This is a genomic window from Leifsonia sp. Root1293 (assembly GCF_001425325.1).
GTDB lineage: Bacteria > Actinomycetota > Actinomycetes > Actinomycetales > Microbacteriaceae > Orlajensenia.
Genome location: NZ_LMEH01000001.1, coordinates 1,264,264 through 1,280,637, shown reverse-complemented (window position 1 = coordinate 1,280,637; position 16,374 = coordinate 1,264,264). Strand labels below are relative to the sequence as shown.

Below are 16,374 nucleotides of genomic sequence, written 5' to 3'. Positions count from 1 at the left end.
CCGATCTCGGCGCCGCCGGGTCCCCGGTAGGCTGGCACCAACATGATTGACCTTGATCTCTCTGAACAGATCGCCGCGTTGCGCGTCACCTTCGGTGACATCAGCTCCGTCGTCGATGTCGAAGCCCTCCGCACCGAGATCGACCGCCTCAGCGATGAGGCCGGCGTTCCCGACCTGTGGGACGACACGGTGAACGCCCAGCGCGTCACGAGCGCGCTCAGCCACCGGCAGTCCGAGCTCGCCAAGATGACCAGTGTCGCCGCGCGACTCGACGACCTCGAGGTGCTCATCGAGCTGGCGAACGAGGCCGGCGACGAGGAGAGCGCCGAGGAGGCCAGGGTCGAACTCGTGAGCCTGCAGAAGGTCATCGGCGAGCTCGAGGTGCAGACCCTGCTCGACGGGGAATGGGATTCCTACCCCGCTGTCATCACCATCCGTTCCGGAGCCGGGGGAGTGGACGCCGCCGACTTCGCCGAGATGCTGTTCCGCATGTACCTGCGCTGGGCCGAGAAGCACAAGTACCCCGTGACCGTCATGGACACGTCATACGCGGAGGAGGCCGGCATCAAGTCGGCGACCTTCGAGGTCGCGGCACCCTATGCGTTCGGCACCCTCAGCGTCGAGGCAGGCACCCACCGCCTGGTGCGGATGAGCCCGTTCGGTGCGGCAGGCAAGCGCCAGACCAGCTTCGCCGCCGTCGAGGTCATTCCCCTCATGGAGGAGGCCGGCGAGGTCGAGATCCCCGAGAACGACATCCGCGTCGACGTCTTTCGCTCGAGCGGACCCGGCGGCCAATCGGTCAACACCACCGACTCCGCCGTGCGCATCACGCACCTTCCGACCGGCACCGTCGTCTCGATGCAGAACGAGAAGAGCCAGATCCAGAACCGCGCCGCCGCCATGCGCGTGCTGCAGTCACGGCTGCTCCTGCTCCAGAAGGAGGCCGAGGCGGCTCAGAAGAAGGAACTCGCCGGCGTCATCACGGCCAGCTGGGGCGACCAGATGCGCTCGTACGTGCTCGCTCCGTACCAGATGGTCAAAGACCTGCGCACCGACTACGAGGAGGGGAACCCCTCGAAGGTGTTCGACGGAGAGATCGACGGCTTCATCGGTGCCGGCATCCGGTGGCGCAAGCAGAAGACCGAAGACTAGGACGCCCGACTGAGCGAGTCGCTAGCGACATTGCGGCGTCCTCTGCTTAGCATCGAGTGAAATGATTCGCTTCGACAACGTCTCCAAGAAGTACCCGGGCACCAGCAGGCCGGCGCTGAACAGCATCGACCTCGAGATTCTTCGGGGCGAGTTCGTGTTCCTCGTCGGCGCCTCGGGCTCTGGCAAGTCCAGCTGTCTGCGCCTGATGCTCAAGGAGGAGAAGCCGAGCACCGGCTCCATCCACGTGCTCGGCCAGGACCTCGGCTCCATCTCGAACCGCAAGGTTCCCTACTTCCGGCGCAATCTCGGGGTCGTCTTCCAGGACTTCCGCCTGCTGCCGAACAAGACCGTTGCGGCGAACGTGGCGTTCACCCTCCAGGTGATCGGCAAGTCGCGCGGCTTCATCCAGGAGGCCGTGCCGGACACGCTCAAGATGGTCGGACTCGAGGAGAAGGCCCAGCGCCTGCCCCACGAGCTCTCCGGTGGTGAGCAGCAGCGCGTTGCCATCGCCCGCGCCATCGTCAACAAGCCCCAGGTGCTCCTCGCCGACGAGCCGACGGGAAACCTCGACCCCGTCACCAGCGCCGGAATCATGACCCTGCTCGAGCGCATCAACGCCTCAGGCACCACCATCGTCATGGCCACGCACGAGGCCGGCATCGTCGACCAGATGAAGCGCCGCGTGATCGAGCTCTCGGCCGGCCAGATCGTGCGCGACGAGCGCCGTGGCGGCTACGGGGCCACCACGGCGATTCCCGTCGTGCAGGACGGCCAGTCAGCGCCCGCTGCGCCGGTTGTCCACCCGGCCGAGGCTCCCGTCGCGGTCGGAGCCGGTGGGGCCGCATCCGTCGCCCAGACTCCGCTCGTCGAGCAGGCGCCAGCAGCCGCGGCTCCCAAGGTGCCGACCTCGGTCATGGAGAACGCGCAGCCTCTCTACATCGAGCCGGAGGTCACCGATGAGGTGACGGATGCCGCCGCCGCGATCACCGCCGCCGCGACCAGCTCGATCCCCATCGTTCCCGTCGAGCCGCCGCCCACGACCATGTCGCGGCCGGTGCTGCCTGTCGCGACCGAGAGTGACGTGCCCGCGTTGACCCTGGCCGAGAAGCTCGGCCTCAGGGCACCGGGTGCGAAGACCAATGACACCGGTGAGCAGGAAGTTGGGCCGACCCGATGAGACTCGGTCTCGTACTCACTGAGGCCGCGAACGGCCTGCGACGCAACGCCTCCATGGTGGTCTCCGTCGTGCTCGTCACCTTCATCTCGCTCACCTTCGTGGGCACGGCCGTGCTCATGCAGATGCAGATCGGCCAGATGAAGGACTACTGGTACGACCGCGCCCAGGTGGCCGTCTACATGTGCACCGACATCTCGGGCTCCTCGAACGAGAACTGCGTCGGCGGTGAGGCGAACGAGGAGCAGCTCGCGGCCATCAAGGCCGAACTCGAAGGCCCGACGCTGTCGCCGTTCATCAAGAAGTTCTACTTCGAGGACCACGACCAGGCCTACGAGAACTTCCAGAAGCAGTTCAAGGACAACCCGGTCTCGGCCTACGTCACTCCTGATCAGCTCAACCAGACCTACTGGGTGAACCTCAAGGACGTGTCCCAAGCCGACGTGCTCGTCGAGAGCCTCTCCGCCCTGCCCGGCGTCGAGGCTGTCACCGACCAGCGCAGCTACCTCGACCAGATCTTCGCCGTGCTGAACGCCGCCAGCTTCACGGCCATCGCCATCGCGGCGATCATGCTGGTCGCCGCCGCCCTGCTCATCGCCACGACGATCCGCCTGTCGGCGTACTCCCGTCGGCGTGAGCTCGGCATCATGCGCCTCGTCGGTGCGTCCAACAGGTTCATCCAGACGCCGTTCGTGCTCGAGGGCATCTTCGCGGCGCTCATCGGGTCGCTGCTCGCGGGTGGGGCCATCTGGGCCATCGTGCACTTCTTCATCCAGGGCTGGCTGAAGGACCGCCTGCAGCTGACGTCGTTCGTGACGGAGGGAAGCGCGCTCGTGGTCGCGCCGATCCTGCTGCTCGTCGGCATCATCCTGGCGGCGTTCTCGGCCAATTTCGCGATCACGCGGTACCTCAAGGTCTAGGCCCTGTCCGGAGGTCGCGGGGCTGCGGGTCGAGGGCGACCGGATTCTCCGCCGCGCGTTCCCGGCGCTCTCGCCAGGTTCGGGCGCGATCGTCTGCTCGCGGCATCCGTCGCCCTGCTCGCCCTGACCCTGCTCGCAACGGCGGGTCTGCAGGGTGCCGCCGCGACCGCGCTGCAGGCGACCCTCGATGACCACTGGCGTGGGGCCTACGACATCCTGGTGACGTCGACGAAGGCCGCCGACGACGACCTGCTGTCGCCGAACACGCTGATCGGCGACAGTGAACGGATGCCGATCGCCGAGCTGGAGCGCATCCGCGCGATCGACGGTGTCGACGTGGCGGCGCCGATCTCGCAGCTCGTCGTGCCCTCCATCGACTCGACCAGGCTCGACTTCGCCGCGCCCGTCGACGAATCGAAGACCACGCTCGATCCGCAGCAGTACAGGCTGCGCGTGCAGTACCTGACCGATGACGGCCTCGGCGAGCGGCTGGCCCTGTCGAAGATCTACAGGCTCACTCTCGACACCTCGAACGCGCCGCGCGAGATCCCCGTCGATCGCAGCGCCTACGACGATCAGGGCTGCACGACGGAGATCGACGGCATCAGCGTCGACTGCAGTTACGTGTACCCGGCGACGGAGATGCGCTACACGGCGATGATCCAGGACGAATCGCCGACCGATGCGCTCGTCGACATGGGAGCAGGCTCGAGCGTCTCCAGCACGGTCATCGACGGAAAGGTCGTGTTCCAGCTTCCGGGCGTCGCCCTCCCACCGACCAGGATCACGCTCGTCGATCCCGTTGCCGAGCAGGAACTCCTCGGCGATGGGGGCGCCTTCCTGGACCCGCTCGTGAGCGTCGGAGCGGGATCGCAGCACGAGATCGATGAACTGGCCGAATGGAGTGCCCAGCGGCCGGAGGACGAGTTCTCCGGCATCATCGACAAGGCCCTCGAGCAACAGCAGGCGAGTATCGCGGGCTGGAGGTCCAGCGGCGAGTACCAGGAGTACGTGTCGAAGAAGAAGGAGCTCGGGCAGGAACCGCGCCCGCCCGAGGAGATCTTCCCTCCGGCGCGGTACGTCCCGGTTCTGGTCGCGCCCGTGAAGGACGTGCCGCTCTCGTTGCGCGTCGATGTCGAGGGGATGGGACCTGGAGAGCTGCCCGACGTGGCGTCGGCGTACTGGGTGGATCCGAGCCTCGACGACGCCGGAGTCGCCGGCGTGCCGCTCGGCACCATCAGGGCCGACGTGCGGTCGCTGCTCGATCCGTTCTCCACCCACGCGCTGGTGCTTCCGTGGCTGGGGGAGTCGGATGCCGTTCCGGTCCCCGGCGAGCAGGGCTACGCCGGCGCGTACCTCGGACAGGCCGCACGCTCGACGATGACGGCACCGACGAAGAAGAACGGCGTTCGCACCCTGGAACCGACGGGATATCTCGGCACCTCGATGGAGATCTACTGGGGCGGAGACCCGAGCTACTGGATCCAGAAGGGCCCCGGGACCACGCCGGGAGCCCAGTCCACCTACGCCACCGTCGCGGCAGAGCAACTGCAGCAGACCGGCGACAGCGGCGGGACGTTCATGCTGCCCATCGCGGACTTCGACGCCGACGCCATCGCGCTGCCGGACGACCCGCTCTCCTACGTGCCGCTCGGCGCCTACGACCCGGCGAAGACCTCGCTCGTCGCGGATGCGACGGGTGGGGAGATCGACCCCGTCGACCTGCTCCCTGCTGCCGGAGGTCTCGGTCTCGTCGGTGCGCGCACCTCCGCCATCGCCGACATCGGCGCACTCTCCGAATCGCTGAACGACCGAGACGTCGACGCAGTACGCGTTCGCGTGAGCGGGGTCGAGCGCTACGACCGCGACGGCGTCGCGAAGGTCGGCGCCGTCGCCGACGAGATCGAGAAGCTCGGCCTCGCCGCCACCATCGTCGCGGGCTCCAGTCCGCAGACGGTGAAGCTGGCCGTCGACGGCTACGCCTTCGGTACGACGGATGCCGACGGAGAGCAGAGCGTCGGCCCGCTCGGAACAGTCGAGCAGCACTGGTCGGCCCTGGGCGCCGCCGCTCGCCTCGGAACGAGCGTCTCGGCCGCCACCCTCTCCCTCCTGGCCACGGTGATCGCCGCGACCCTGGCCCTGTTCGCCGTGGCCTCGCTCTCGTCGGCGCGGACGCGCCGGTCGGAGGCCGCCACTCTGCGCGCCGTCGGATGGCCTCGCCGACGCATCGTGCGCTGGCGTCTCGCCGAGCAGTGGCCGGTCCTCGCCGCACTCCTGCTCGCCGGCGGTGTCGCCGTGCTGCTGGCCGCCGACGACGCCCTCGTGCTCTCGACGACCGCATCCGTTCTGATGGCGGTGGTGGTGATCGCCGTCATCCGCGCGGTCGCCGGATCGTCGGGAGAACGGATGCGGCTCGCCACGCCGGACGAACTGCTGCGGGAGCGCCCCCAGGAGCGGCCCGAGGTGCGCTGGACGAACGCACCGGCGCACGACGAGTACGACGGCTACGGGCTTCCCGACGAATCGATGCCGGACGAGCCGATCGTCCCCGCTGCCCGGCGTCCACGCAGACGGATGCGGCTCGGCGCGGAATCGCTCGCCGGCTTCGGCCTGCGGCTGGTGCGCGGCGATGCCGGCGTCGCCCTCGGCAATGCGGCCGCCGTGCTCATCGTCATAGCGACGACGGCCTGCTTCGTGCTCAGCCTCGGACTCGGCAGGACCGGCGCCGGAGCGAGCCTCGTCGGAGCGTTCGGCTCGGCGCAGGTGCTCGCCCCGCAACTCGCGCTGGGTCTCGTGGGGGTCGGCGCCGGGGTGCTGCTCACCATCCTCCTTCGGAGACAGGCGCTGCAGGGTCGCGCCCGATCGCGAGCCGTACTGCGAGAGCTCGGCTGGGTCGGCAGCGACATCCGCCGTGCCGAGAGGTCCGAGGTGCTCGTCGTCGGCCTCCCGGCCGCACTGCTCGGTTGCTACGTGCTCTGGTTCGTTCTCGACACGGCCGGGCTCGCGGGGATCGACACGGCGGTGTCGGCGGCCCTGATCGCCGGGCTCGCCGTCGTGGCGCTCCTGATCCTCGCCACCAGGAAGGCAGCCACAGCCCCATGAGCACAGTCCTCGAGTTCGACGACGTCACAGTCGCCTACCCTCGGCAACACGACGCGCCCCTGATCCTGGTGTCCGGGTGCGACATCACCGTGCGCCCCGGACGTCTGCACTGCGTGGCCGGACGGAGCGGGTCCGGCAAGACCAGCGTGCTCAGGGTTGCGGCCGGACTCGTCGCACCGACCGAGGGCCGGGTGCGCTGGGACGGCGTCGACCTGGCTGAACTCGACGACGACGCCGTCACCAGATTGCGTCGCGACAGGGTCGGCTTCCTCGACCAGGCAGGCTCGTTGATCGGGGGAATGAGCGTTCTCGAGAATGTTCTGGTGCCTGCAGTTCCCGCCCGACGTGTGCGCGAACTGGGAGACCGGGCGCTGGGCCTGCTCGAGATGGTGGGCATAGCCGATCGCGCGTCGGCACGCCCGGACGAGCTCTCGGGCGGCGAACGCCAGCGCGCCGCCCTCGCCAGAGCCCTGCTGCTCTCGCCGCAGCTGCTGATCGTCGACGAGCCGACAGCAGGCCTCGACCGCACCAGTGCCGACGACATCATCGATCTGCTCGTCGCGCAGCGTGACGCCGACGTGGCCGTGCTCGTCGCTTCCCACGACCCGCACCTGATCGACGCGGCTGACGCCCGCATGCATCTGGCATGACGAGCAGCGCGTGCTTCATCCGCGGCTCCGGGTCGCGGTGGCGGCCGTGCGCGAGTGCGGCCTGCCGCATCCGTTAGACTGAACGGCTGCCCGAGCCGGGCGCCCAGTGCCATCCACCGAGGAGGAGGAATCATGCCGAAGGAACGCGGAGAGAACGTCGTCGCGACGAACCGCAAGGCGCGTCACGACTACCTCATCGGTGAGACCTATGAAGCCGGCCTCGTGCTCACGGGCACCGAGGTGAAGTCATTGCGTGCCGGTCGCGCCTCCCTGGTCGACGGCTACGCCTTCATCGAGGGCGGCGAGATGTGGCTCGACGCCGTGCACATCCCCGAGTACAGCCAGGGGACCTGGACCAACCACCCGCCTCGCCGCAAGCGCAAGATGCTGCTGCACAAGGCGGAGATCATCAAGATCAGCCACAAGACCAAAGAGGGCGGCTACACGCTCGTTCCGCTGAAGATCTACTTCTCGGACGGGCGTGCCAAGGTCGAGATCGCCGTGGCGAAGGGCAAGAAGGACTACGACAAGCGTCAGGCGCTCCGCGAGCGCCAGGACAAGCGCGAATCCGACCGGGCCATCTCGAGTCGCAAGCACCTGGGGGAGTAGAGAATGCCGGCGAACGAGGTCATCAAGGTCCCCGGGACCTACAACCTGCGCGACGTCGGCGGCTATCCCGCCCGCGACGGGGTCGTGCGGTCGGGAGTCCTGCTGCGGTCGGATGGCCTCGGTCGTCTCGACGACGCCGGGCGAGACGCACTGCGCGCCCTCGCCGTGCACACCATCATCGACCTGCGCGACGGATTCGAGACGTCGTCGATGCCGGATGCGATCGATGGGCTCGACGTCGACACGATCTCCCTTCCGGTGTTCGAGGGCTCCGGAGCCTCCCACACCGAGAACACGATCACCCTGGAGGCGCTCTACGAGCGCATCGTGACGCAGCACGCCCCCGTCGTGATCGAGGCGATCCGCACCATCGCCCACCACCGTGACGGTGCCGTCCTCGTCCACTGCACCGCAGGCAAGGACCGCACGGGCGTCATCGTCGCCCTCGCGCTGCTGGCGGTCGGCGTCGACCGCGAGCTGGTCCTGGAGGACTACGCGGCGACCGAGGCCAACCTCGCGGGCGCATGGCTCGAGGGCATGATCGCGATGATCGGCGAGTACGGCATGGCCGATACGCCCGAACTGCGCACACTGATGGGCGGCAGCCCGGCCGCAGCGCTCGCATCGACCATCGACCTGATCGAGCGAGACCACGGGTCGGTGCGGCAGTACCTGCTCGCCTCAGGTCTGACCCTCGACGAGCTGGCCGACCTGGAGACGGTTCTCGTCGAACGCTGATGCACTGAATTGCACTGGGGCATCCGTAGTGCAAGAATGCACTGCATGGAGGAGAGTGCAACGACAGGGCTCCGTGAGCGACGGATGGCCGAGACCCGGCGTGCCCTCTCCCATGCGACTCGCACTCTGACCGCCGCACACGGCCTGCACGGCTTCACGATCGAGCAGGTCTGCGAGCGGGTGGGCGTCTCGCGTCGCACCTTCTTCAACTACTTCGACGCCAAAGAGCAGGCCATCATCGGTCACCCTCATGAATGGTTCGACGGCGACGCCGTCGAGATGTTCCTGGCCATGCGCCCGCCCGGCGACGGTGTCTCCGTCACCCTTCTCGATGACCTCGTCGCCCTCGAGATGGCCCATGTCGCGCAGCTGGCGCAATCGCATCAGGAGCTGCGCGATCTCCTCGCCGCCATCGAGACCGAGCCGCAGCTGCTGCAGAAGATGATGCAGGCGGGAATGCTGCGCAACGACCAGCTGAGCGACCTGGTCGCGCGGCGCGAGGGCCTCGACCCGGGAGACCCCGTGGCATCGGTCGCCGTGCTCATCGTCACGACTCTGATGCACTCCTCGGCCGAGATCTACTTCACGCCAGAGAACACCCTCACCCTCGACGAGATCGTCGCTCCGCGAGTCGCAGCCGCTCGAACCCTCTTCGGCGGCTCGGCCACGTCACAGCGCTGATCCGGCCCTCCGCCGGGCGCCTCGATCCCTCCTGCCCACCCACAGATCCACCCGGAACCCCCACGAACAGGAACAGTATGTCCTCCCCAGCCTCGACAGCCGTCGGCGCAGCCCCGGTTCTGCTCACGCAGAAGCGCATCTGGATCATCTTCTCGGCCCTCATCGCCGGGATGCTGCTCTCCAGTCTCGACCAGACCATCGTCTCGACGGCCATGCCGACGATCGTCGGACAGCTCGGCGGTGTCGAGCACCAGGCCTGGATCACGACGGCCTACCTGCTCGCCACGACCATCGTGATGCCGATCTACGGCAAGTTCGGCGACGTGCTCGGCCGGCGGAACCTCTACCTCATCGCGATCGCGCTCTTCACGCTCGCCTCGGTCGGACTCGCCTTCTTCGCGACCGACTTCTGGACCTTCGTGGCGCTCCGGGCCGTTCAGGGCCTCGGCGGCGGCGGACTGATGATCCTGTCGCAGGCGATCATCGCCGACATCGTGCCCGCCAACCAGCGTGGCAAGTACATGGGACCACTCGGTGCCATCTTCGGCCTCTCGGCTGTGGCCGGTCCACTGCTCGGCGGCTACTTCGTCGATCACCTCACCTGGGAGTGGGCGTTCTACATCAACATCCCCGTGGGCATCGCGGCGTTCGCCATCGCCTGGTTCGCACTGACCCTGCCGTCCAAGAAGGCCGAGCGTCGCATCGACGTCATGGGCGTCGTGTTCCTCTCGATCGCCACCACGTGCCTCATCTTCTTCAGCGACTTCGGCGGATCAGCCCAGCACGGCTGGGAGGCCCTGGAGACCTGGGCATGGGGTGTCGGCATGCTGGCCGCGGTGGCCGCGTTCATCTGGACCGAGGCGAAGGCCGACGACCCGATCATCCCGCTGTCCCTGTTCAAGAACCCGATCTTCATCAATGCGACGGCCATCGGGTTCACGCTCGGCCTCGGCATGTTCTCGGCGATCGCCTTCGTCCCCACCTTCCTGCAGATGTCGTCGGGCACCTCGGCCGCCGAGTCGGGCCTGCTCATGCTCCCGATGATGGCCGGCCTCATGGGCACGTCGATCTGGTCGGGTATCGCGATCAGCCGTTCCGGCCGCTACAAGATGTACCCGATCCTCGGAACCATCGTCACCGGACTGGCCATGCTGGCCTTCACGACGCTCACCGCGGCGACCCCCATCTGGCTGATCTGCGTGTTCCTGTTCTTCTTCGGCGCCGGGCTCGGCCTCATCATGCAGGTCGTCGTACTCGTCGTGCAGAACGCCGTGAGCCCGGACATGGTCGGAACCGCCACGAGCACGAACAACTACTTCCGGGAGGTGGGAGCAGCCCTCGGCGTCGCGATCTTCGGGGCCATCTTCACCAACTCGCTCTCCAGCAAGTTGACGGATGTCTTCACCCAGGCGGGTGCCACCCCGGATCAGGCGGGCACCGCAACGGCCACTCTGGATCCCCAGGCGCTCAGCGAGCTTCCGGACGCCGTCCGCGACGGCATCGTCAACGCCTACGCGGACTCGCTCGCCCCGGTCTTCTGGTACCTGATCCCGTTCATCGTGATCGCCTTCGTCTTCGCCGTCTTCATGAAGCAGATCCCCCTCTCGGATGTCTCCGGCATGGTCGCGCGCGGTGAGGCGATCGGCGGCGACGAGGCCGAGCGCCTCGAGGCGGAGCGGATCGAGGCCGAGCGGATCGAGCGAGCCGGCCGGACCGCATCCGCTGACAGCATCGCGGCGAGCGATGGCGAACTGGAGTCCGAGCGCAGCTGACTGCTCTCAGACGGTCTCGAAGCGCACGTGCACCGTCGCGCCGATGGTGATCGGTCGGGGAGCCAGGTCCATCGCCTGTTCCGACCCCTTCATGCGGAGCGACGCTGCCATCGGTGCGAATCCCGGCTGCGGAGCGCCGGTGTCGAGCAGCCCGGGATCGGCGATGGCGACAGGCTTCAGCCCGGTGAGGGAGAGCGCCGCGGCATAGGTCGCCGCCGCGCGCACGGCCGACTTCACAGCCTTCTCACGCGCATCGGCGGTGACCTCGTCGGTCGTGTGCTCGGTGAGCGACCACTCCACGCCGTCGACGAACACCCCGTCGTTCATCGAGACCGAGCCGAGCCACTCGGAGAGAGCTCCGGGGTCGGCGAAGGTGACCGTCAGCGCAGCTGCGGCCGTGTGGACGAAGGGCAGCTGCCGGCCGTCCTGGTTCCACGGCCGCGCAGAGGACACCGTGACGCCGTCGCTCGCCCATCGTGTGAGAACTGCGTCGTCTGCTTCGTGGAGCGCCACGATCCCGGCGACGACGGCGCTGTGGATGCCGGCGGCACGCTTGATGACCTCCTGCCGATCCGCTCCTTCGGCGGTGACCCTCAGGCGAACGGTTCCCAGTTCCGCCGCACGCTCGATCTCGGCCTCGCCGGCCACGGTGATGGTCGTCATGGAGGGATCCTCTCCGGTCACGGTCGTCGACGTGAGCCTCCATCACTCTAGGCCGCGTCCACGCGACTGGAGTAGGAGAACACCGGGCTTGCGATGTATGATTGAGGGCTGCATCCGGTTCTTCCATGAGCGGATGCGGTCTTGGTAATTCAACAGCGTGTGACAGCGACCCACTCAGTGCAGCGACCTCTCGAGGACGACTGCGAGTGCTCATGGGGATGATCGGTTTCGACATTGCCTGTGAGACTGTGAGAAGCGGGCCGAGGATCCAGGGTTATCTCGTAAACGATCTCTGGAAAACACAAGTGCCAATTCAAAGCGCACTGACTTCGCTCTCGCTGCCTAGGCAGTAGAGCCCATAAGTCCGTCAGACCGGGTTAGACCTCGCCCCGGACCCTGACGTCATCTAGAGGACTGGCTGCGTATCGACGCCTCGAGCGATACGTGGGACTTGCACTCAGGCTGGGCCCGTCCACCTAGACGCCTGTGGCAAAGGTGGGGGCCGAGTAGAACGACTTCGCAGGATACGCCCGTAGAAGGCATGGAATCTCAGCAGTGGACCCGGGTTCAATTCCCGGCATCTCCACCTCTGGTCGCTATCACACGTTGTTGGATCCCATCCTTCTCAGCTGCGGCATTCGTCGGCTCTACACGATGCCGCGCGCGAAAGCGATCCCCTCCCCGCGAGCCATGCCCGAGCCTAGGCTCGACGAGCAGACACCGGACATCCCGGTGCGCAGATTCAGATGGGGGCATCATGCGCAGATTTCTCACCCTGCTGTTCGTCGCCGCGATCCTCGCCGTCGGGTACGTCTACGGTTCGAAGGCCGGCAAGGGCCCGTACCGCGATGTCATGGCATCGCTCGACGCGCTGTGGAACGACCCGCGCGTCAAGAAGGCGCGCAAGCACGCCCTGAAGGACGCCCAGAACGCGGCCAAGGCCGCCGAGAAGAAGATCGCGAAAGCCGCGAAGGGGAAGAGCTGATGGCAGAGAACACCACGGATTCCACCGACGGCGCGTTCGACGAGGCTCGCGAGAACCTCGCGACTGCCGCCGACAACGCCACCGATGCTGCGAAGTCGGCCGCATCGAGCGCCAAGAAGGCGGCGACCGATGCAGCCTCCAAGACTCAGAAGGCGGCGTCCGAGGCTGCCGCCGGAGCTCGGAAGAGCGCGGAGACCGTCGTCGATGATGTGAAGAAGTCGGCCTCGGCGGTCGGCTCGGAGGCAGGCGGCGCATCCTCCGACATCGTCGGGTCCGTCTCGGATGCTGCCGAAGACGTCGTCACCCGCATCAAGCAGGCCGGCTCCGATGTCGCCGACACCGTCTCCGCGTCGACGGCCCGCATCGTCGACGAGACCACTGAGCAGTACCGCCGCAACCCGGCCGTCGTGATCGCCATCGGCGTCGTCGCCGTGACGGGGCTGATCGCCATCGTGCGAGCGATCTCGAGGCGCTGAGCGCTCGAGAGCCCAGAGCGGTTCCGAAGCCGGTCCTTCCCCGACAGGGGGAGGGCCGGCTTCTGCATGTTCCCGGTGTGGACAGGAGTCGGGGCGGCGGATCGACCCTCGCGGGTCAGCCCCCTACGGCCTGAGCGCACGTGATGCAGAGCGACGCCTCGGGCCGGGCACGCAGGCGGTCGATCGGGATCGACTCGCCGCAACGCACACAGGTTCCATAACTGCCGGCAGCCAGTCGCTCCAGAGCGGCGTCCACCTGGCCGAGGTCCTCGTCCACCGCCCGTTGGGTGCCGGACAGGCGCGACCACTCCGACGACATCGTGGGACCCTCCGGGTCGTGCTCGTCGTCGGCCATGCCGTCGCTCCGGGATTCGCGCACGTCGGCGAGCGAGCCGTCGAGCCGGGACCGCTGGGCGGCGACGTCCGCTCGCCGCGCCAGCAGCACACCCTCGAACTCGGAGAGCTGGGCGGCGTTCAGTGTGCGACGGTGCATCTCGCCGATGGTACGCGCCCGGTGGGCGAGATCAGCGCAGCGCGCTCACGACAGCGTCGTGCAGCAGTCCGTTGGTGGCGAGCGAGCTCCCGTGTGCGAGCTCCACGTCGCCGGTCACGCTGGTGAGTCGGCCGCCGGCTTCCTCGACGATCGGGACGAGCGCCGCCACGTCGTAGGGCTTCACGTCGAACTCGGCGACGATGTCGACCAGGCCCTCGGCCAGGAGGACGTACGACCACAGGTCGCCGTAGGCACGGTCGCGCCACACGGTCTCGGCGAGTCCGAGGAGACGGTCGAGATAGCCGGCGTCGCGCCACTGCGCGATGCTCTGGAAGCTCAGGGACGCGTCGGCCAGCTCGCGCACACCCGATACGGCGATGCGACGCGCACCGCCCTCGGCGGCGGCATCCGCTGTCCAGGCCCCGGCCCCACGGGAGCCCCACCAGCGGCGTCCCAGCGCCGGGCTGGACGCGACCCCCACCACGGGCACGCCGTCGATCGTGAGGGCGATCAGCGTGCCCCAGACGGGGACGCCGCGCAGGAAGTTGGCCGTGCCATCGATCGGATCGATGATCCACTGCCGGTTCGAGTCGCCCTCGACGCCGTACTCCTCGCCGAAGATGCCGTCGCCGGGGCGTGCGGCGGCGATCCGATCGCGGATGGCCCGCTCCACGGCCTGATCAGCGTCGGTCACCGGGGTGCGATCCGGCTTGGTCTCGACCACCAGGTCGGCCGCCCGGAACCTGTCCAGCGCGATCGCGTCGGCTGCATCGGCGATCGCGAGCGCGAGCGCGAGATCGGCGGAATGGTCGAGGGGCACGGATGCAGCGGCTTCGGCAGTCACGACAGCCAGCCTAGCGACGCCGGGGGAGCGGCATTCGTCACCCGGCGGGGCTCCGAGGTGGCCTCGATTGGCGTTCACCGTCGATCGGATGCTAGAGTCATCACTCGGTTCGGGAAGCAATTTTCGAGCCGATCACGCACCTCTAGCTCAATCGGCAGAGCAACTGACTCTTAATCAGTGGGTTCTCGGTTCAAGTCCGAGGGGGTGCACGAAAAGCCTCGAACCTCTCGCCAGGTTCGGGGCTTTTTGCTTGCCGGAAAGCAATCGGGACCGACGAACATGGGCTGGTCAGGGCTCTTCTTCTAGCCGCAGTCGAGTTCGGACGTGGAGACCGACGTCGGGCTGACCACCGGGGTGACCTCGGCCGACAGGGTGCGCAGTTCGTCGTCGGTGGCGAGGACGTCGAAGTCGAGCGTCACTGTGGCCCCGGGCGCGATCGTGGTGCCGATCCTGTTCACCGGATAGTCGCCATCGGTGGTGACGGTCGACGAGGCCGGCTGGCCGTTGAGGGACGCTCCCACCATCGTCGACCCGGGTGGGGCGTACACGAGCGTGTCGACGCGCATGCTCCCGATTTCCGTCGAGGCTCCACCGCCGGTCACGGAGTCGGGAAGCGTCAGCGCCTGATCCGGAGTCACGGTATTCGCGAGCGTGATCCGGACCCTGACGTGGCGCTTGCCGTCTGCCGCGCACACCGCCTGTGCCATGTCGACGCTCTGGGTCATGAATCGCTGCATCCTGCCCGGGGTGGAATCGACGAAGTAGACGCCGAAGGCATCCGTCGTCGTGCTGCTCGTCGGTGGCTCACCCTCGAACGGCGACCCCTTGAGCAGGGCCTGTTCTCCGGCATCCGTTCCCCACAGGCGGATGCGCCGCTCGTCGCCGGCGCGGCTGACGGCTGCGGTCAGGGAGGCCATGTCGACATCCCCTGAGGCGATCCGCGCGAACGCCGTCGCCACGACAGACTGGCCGATGGCATCGACCTGCTCGGGTTCGAACGTCGCGTACAGGTCGCCCAGAAGCATGGACACGGCGTTCCTGGTCTCGAGCTTCGACCCGTCGGGAAGGGCGATGGGGCCGGTTGCGGCCATGATGTACGACAGCGCGACGGTGTCCACCGCGATGACCCCGTTCACCGCGACGCCGGTTCGCTGCTTCCACATCTCGTGTGCGATCTTGGAACTCAGGTCGAACCTGGGCGTCCTCGCCACGCTCTGCACCCGACTACCGAGGTCGCCCGGGTACGTCTCCTGGGAGCCGGGCGGCATCCCGACGACAGGTCCCGGAAACCCCGGGAACGCCTCGGCGGATGCCGATGCCTGACGCGTGATGGTGAGCGCGCCGTTGTCGGCGTGCACCTCGGCGAGGGAGTCGATCGTGCCACCGCCCGGCAACACCTCCCCGCTGTTCTGGAACAACAGCAGGTAGTTGCGCGGCCCGTCGCCGCCGAGAATGGCAGGCAGCACCTTGAGGCCGTTGTCGGCGCTGACGATGGACGGCCGGAGGGTGTCGATCTCGTGTGCCAGCCGGTCGACTCCAGCCGCGACCTGGGGGAGGAGGATCCCCCGGTCGATGAAGGTCAGGCGCATCGCACTCAGATCGGCAACCTTCAGGGCTCGGGAGACCGTCGTGGAGAGGGTCCTCACCGCCTCGAGGTCGACGCGTCCGTCGACGGGCCGGATGGCGTCGACTCCGACGTCCGCCATCGGGAGGACGACTTCGCTGGTCAGACGGTCGGCTTCCTCCGCCGCCACCCTCACCGCAGCGAGATTCTCTCCGACCCACGGCAGCTTCTCCGCCATCGTCCAGGCGCGACCCTGGGTGGCTGCCCGGGCGCCCGCCGTATGCCTGCGCATCTCCTTGCCGGCTGAAGCGGCGGCGGCCGCATCGCCGGAGGTCGCCGCCTTCTGCGCCGCGGCGGCATAGGGGATCGCCTTCTCGAGTTCCCCCTTCGCCTCCAGCGCTGACGGCGTCACCGTGAACGCGAGCCAGGCCAGGCCGAGGAGCACGGCGGCCACGGTTGCGGGCACCCAGAATCGCGCACTCCGCAGCAGCGGCCTGCGCACTCGTCGGGTCCGAGCACTCATGGTTCGTCAACGATAGACCGAGATGAGC

Annotated in this window: 15 protein-coding genes, 1 tRNA gene and 1 other RNA gene; 13 read left to right on the top strand and 4 right to left on the bottom strand. The window is 67.8% G+C overall.

What is annotated here, in order from left to right:
- Nucleotides 1-42 precede the first annotated feature (42 nt).
- The 9 genes from prfB (at nucleotide 43) to ASC59_RS05890 (ending at nucleotide 10,798) form a co-directional block, all read left to right on the top strand.
- The gene (gene prfB, locus ASC59_RS05930; protein ID WP_055819509.1) at nucleotides 43-1,152 is read left to right on the top strand and encodes a peptide chain release factor 2; all 1,110 of its coding nucleotides are present in this window, start codon (nucleotides 43-45) and stop codon (nucleotides 1,150-1,152) included.
- A gap of 61 nt (nucleotides 1,153-1,213) precedes the next feature.
- Nucleotides 1,214-2,329 (top strand): cell division ATP-binding protein FtsE, encoded by a 1,116-nt coding sequence (ftsE, locus tag ASC59_RS05925; protein WP_055819507.1) that lies wholly within the window; start codon nucleotides 1,214-1,216, stop codon nucleotides 2,327-2,329.
- On the top strand, nucleotides 2,326-3,246 hold the full coding sequence (gene ftsX / locus ASC59_RS05920) for a permease-like cell division protein FtsX (RefSeq protein WP_055819505.1): 921 nt from the start codon (nucleotides 2,326-2,328) through the stop codon (nucleotides 3,244-3,246). Before ftsE ends, ftsX begins: the two co-directional genes overlap by 4 nt.
- A 219-nt stretch (nucleotides 3,247-3,465) precedes the next feature.
- Nucleotides 3,466-6,348, top strand: coding sequence for an ABC transporter permease (locus tag ASC59_RS05915; protein ID WP_055819502.1), 2,883 nt, complete (start codon nucleotides 3,466-3,468; stop codon nucleotides 6,346-6,348).
- Nucleotides 6,345-6,998, top strand: a complete 654-nt coding sequence (locus ASC59_RS17365; protein ID WP_055819499.1) for an ABC transporter ATP-binding protein — start codon at nucleotides 6,345-6,347, stop codon at nucleotides 6,996-6,998. The genes ASC59_RS05915 and ASC59_RS17365 overlap by 4 nt, the downstream gene beginning before the upstream one ends.
- Before the next feature lie 132 nt (nucleotides 6,999-7,130).
- Nucleotides 7,131-7,607, top strand: coding sequence for an SsrA-binding protein SmpB (gene smpB, locus ASC59_RS05905; protein ID WP_055819495.1), 477 nt, complete (start codon nucleotides 7,131-7,133; stop codon nucleotides 7,605-7,607).
- Between the two features lie 3 nt (nucleotides 7,608-7,610).
- Nucleotides 7,611-8,345, top strand: a complete 735-nt coding sequence (locus ASC59_RS05900; RefSeq protein ID WP_055819490.1) for a tyrosine-protein phosphatase — start codon at nucleotides 7,611-7,613, stop codon at nucleotides 8,343-8,345.
- A gap of 45 nt (nucleotides 8,346-8,390) precedes the next feature.
- On the top strand, nucleotides 8,391-9,026 hold the full coding sequence (locus ASC59_RS05895; RefSeq protein WP_162243176.1) for a TetR/AcrR family transcriptional regulator: 636 nt from the start codon (nucleotides 8,391-8,393) through the stop codon (nucleotides 9,024-9,026).
- 77 nt (nucleotides 9,027-9,103) lie between these two features.
- On the top strand, nucleotides 9,104-10,798 hold the full coding sequence (locus ASC59_RS05890) for an MDR family MFS transporter (protein ID WP_055819484.1): 1,695 nt from the start codon (nucleotides 9,104-9,106) through the stop codon (nucleotides 10,796-10,798).
- Nucleotides 10,799-10,804: 6 nt separating this feature from the next.
- Here the strand turns inward: ASC59_RS05890 and ASC59_RS05885 are convergent, their stop codons facing one another.
- Entirely contained in the window at nucleotides 10,805-11,461 is a 657-nt protein-coding gene (locus tag ASC59_RS05885; protein ID WP_055819481.1) for an SIMPL domain-containing protein, read from the bottom strand.
- A 214-nt stretch (nucleotides 11,462-11,675) separates the two neighbouring features.
- On the opposite strand from ASC59_RS05885, the gene ssrA reads away from it, so the two are divergent.
- The 3 genes from ssrA to ASC59_RS05875 all read left to right on the top strand — a co-directional run bounded on the left by ssrA (nucleotide 11,676) and on the right by ASC59_RS05875 (nucleotide 12,922).
- Nucleotides 11,676-12,050: a transfer-messenger RNA gene (gene ssrA / locus ASC59_RS16945) on the top strand.
- Nucleotides 12,051-12,218: 168 nt separating this feature from the next.
- Nucleotides 12,219-12,446, top strand: a complete 228-nt coding sequence (locus ASC59_RS05880) for a hypothetical protein (protein WP_055819478.1) — start codon at nucleotides 12,219-12,221, stop codon at nucleotides 12,444-12,446.
- A complete protein-coding gene (locus ASC59_RS05875) occupies nucleotides 12,446-12,922 on the top strand; it encodes a hypothetical protein (protein ID WP_055819475.1) in 477 nt (158 codons plus the stop codon). Before ASC59_RS05880 ends, ASC59_RS05875 begins: the two co-directional genes overlap by 1 nt.
- Nucleotides 12,923-13,037: 115 nt before the next feature.
- On the opposite strand, the gene ASC59_RS05870 is transcribed toward ASC59_RS05875, so the two are convergent.
- Both ASC59_RS05870 and hisN read right to left on the bottom strand, forming a co-directional pair.
- On the bottom strand, nucleotides 13,038-13,415 hold the full coding sequence (locus ASC59_RS05870; RefSeq protein ID WP_055819473.1) for a TraR/DksA family transcriptional regulator: 378 nt from the start codon (nucleotides 13,413-13,415) through the stop codon (nucleotides 13,038-13,040).
- Between the two features lie 31 nt (nucleotides 13,416-13,446).
- On the bottom strand, nucleotides 13,447-14,259 hold the full coding sequence (gene hisN, locus ASC59_RS05865) for a histidinol-phosphatase (RefSeq protein WP_055819470.1): 813 nt from the start codon (nucleotides 14,257-14,259) through the stop codon (nucleotides 13,447-13,449).
- 136 nt (nucleotides 14,260-14,395) lie between these two features.
- Between hisN and ASC59_RS05860 the strand changes: the two genes are divergently transcribed.
- Nucleotides 14,396-14,468, top strand: a tRNA-Lys gene (locus ASC59_RS05860).
- A 93-nt stretch (nucleotides 14,469-14,561) separates the two neighbouring features.
- Here the strand turns inward: ASC59_RS05860 and ASC59_RS05855 are convergent.
- Nucleotides 14,562-16,346, bottom strand: coding sequence for a DUF4012 domain-containing protein (locus tag ASC59_RS05855; RefSeq protein ID WP_082513423.1), 1,785 nt, complete (start codon nucleotides 16,344-16,346; stop codon nucleotides 14,562-14,564).
- Nucleotides 16,347-16,374 lie beyond the last annotated feature (28 nt).